Below are 1,755 nucleotides of genomic sequence, written 5' to 3'. Positions count from 1 at the left end.
ACATGCTGCGCGTGAGGATACGCGGGCTGGGTTCGAGGCCAGCCGGACATGCTCTCGATCACCGGCATGACGCTGGAGCAATTCGCCGTCTTGATGCAGGGGCTGGGCTACAAGGCCGAGCGCGGCGAGCGCGAAAAAGTCAAACCGGTGGATCAGGCTATTGCGGATGCGCCCGCCGATGCTGCCCAAGCCGCAGAGGCTGAAACGGTAGGCGATGTGGTTGCGGATATCCCCGATGAGGGCGTCGCTCCCATCGCGGCAGAGCCCGTGACCGAGGCCGAAGTGCCCGCCGCTCTGGACGCGGTCCCCGCCGAGGAACTGGTCCCCGGCGAGACGCCGGACGTGGCCGCCCCCGAGATCGAGGTCTTCTATACGTTCACCTGGGCTCCGCGTGCGAGTCGGCCTCGTGGCGAACGTCCGGCGCAAGCAGGACGCGGGCCGCGTGGCGCACAGGGCGCGCAGGGAGCACAGGGTGCCCCGAGCGACGGTGGCGAGGCGCAAAAGCGGGAAGGCAGACCGCAGCGTCAAGGTGGCAAACCCCGCGGCAAACCCGGCAAGGGCAAACCGCGCGAGGCGCGTGAAGAACAGCCCAAGACCTATGCCGCCAAGCCCGAGAAAAAGAATGACCGGATCGACCCGGACAATCCCTTTGCCGCCGCGCTTATGGGGCTGAGGACCAAGGGCTGAGCGTTTGGACGGCCCGGGCGTAAAAATCAGGCTCGACAAATGGCTCTGGCAGGCGCGGTTCTTCAAGACGCGCACGCTGGCGGCCAAGGAAGTATCGGCCGGGCATGTGCGGGTGAATGGCGCGCGGGTGAGCAAACCCGCGCAGGCCGTCGGGCCACAGGATGTGCTCACATTTTCACAGGCCACACGGGTGCGGGTGGTGCGGATCGTCGAGATCGGCACCCGGCGTGGCCCGGCACCCGAGGCGCAGGCGCTCTATGACGACCTGAGCGACCCGGTGACGCAGGACAGCGTTCCGCCCGCGCCCAAATATGAGGGAAAAGGACGCCCGACCAAGCGTGACCGCCGCAAACTCGATCTCAATGGACCGGGACCGCTTGATTGATCCGCCCCACTGGATTAGGTGAGGCGCAATTCGGCAAGAATGAGAGACGGCCATGACCTATATCGTGAACGACGCCTGCATCGCCTGCAAATACACCGACTGTGTCGAGGTCTGCCCGGTCGATTGTTTTTATGAGGGCGAGAACATGTTGGTCATTCATCCGGATGAATGCATCGACTGTGGCGTCTGCGAGCCGGAATGCCCCGCCGACGCGATCCGCCCGGACACCGAGCCGGATATGGAAAAATGGGTCGAGTTCAACCGCAAATATGCCGAAATGTGGCCGGTGATCATCACCAAGAAAGACCCGCTGCCCGAGGCTGAAGAGCGCGACGGTGAGGCCGGCAAGCTGGATAAATATTTCTCCGAGGCTCCCGGCGAAGGCGGCTGAGACTGATTCGCGGACAGGGTGCGGCAGACTGGGCCACGCGCGAAATCGTGAACGCCGTAAGGCGTTGATTTGAGGGCGTGAGTGCCCTCTGCCAGAACACCGCCCTTTCATTGAGCGGTTTTTTGTGATACAGTTTCATGACAAATGAAGAGATAGCCTGATATCCATTCACCCGCGTTGCTGCCCGGGGGTGGATTACTCTGCGACAGAGTTACATATTCCGTGGACCAATATGGCCCTTGGCATATGTTTTTGCGCGTCTGAGCTGGCAGCCCTGCGAGGAAGACCTGAA

The 1,755-nt window shown here is 62.8% G+C and carries 3 protein-coding genes and 1 pseudogene; 3 read left to right on the top strand and 1 reads right to left on the bottom strand.

Annotated elements, in window-relative coordinates; all coding sequences use genetic code 11:
* From ROS217_RS00030 to fdxA, 3 genes and pseudogenes are all read left to right on the top strand, one after another.
* Positions 1 to 687 (top strand): annotated as a pseudogene (locus tag ROS217_RS00030) (disulfide oxidoreductase); the annotation flags it as partial.
* Positions 688 to 691: 4 nt separating this feature from the next.
* Complete coding sequence (locus ROS217_RS00025) at positions 692 to 1,072, top strand: RNA-binding S4 domain-containing protein (protein ID WP_009815569.1); 381 nt, start codon at positions 692 to 694, stop codon at positions 1,070 to 1,072.
* Between the two features lie 52 nt (positions 1,073 to 1,124).
* Positions 1,125 to 1,463, top strand: a complete 339-nt coding sequence (gene fdxA / locus ROS217_RS00020) for a ferredoxin FdxA (protein ID WP_009815568.1) — start codon at positions 1,125 to 1,127, stop codon at positions 1,461 to 1,463.
* Between the two features lie 107 nt (positions 1,464 to 1,570).
* Here the strand turns inward: fdxA and ROS217_RS24545 are convergent.
* Positions 1,571 to 1,755: hypothetical protein (locus tag ROS217_RS24545; RefSeq protein ID WP_217623012.1), on the bottom strand; the 185-nt coding region annotated here is incomplete at its 5' end.

Origin of the sequence: Roseovarius sp. 217 (assembly GCF_000152845.1) — a bacterium.
GTDB lineage: Bacteria > Pseudomonadota > Alphaproteobacteria > Rhodobacterales > Rhodobacteraceae > Roseovarius.
The sequence above is the reverse complement of the archived record's forward strand: the minus strand, read 5'-3'. Positions and strand labels throughout refer to the sequence as shown.

What these genes read in the sequence shown, in the direction of transcription:
- fdxA (WP_009815568.1), top strand. Translation starts at nt 1,125, where the DNA reads ATGACCTATATCGTGAACGACGCCTGCATCGCCTGCAAATACACCGAC.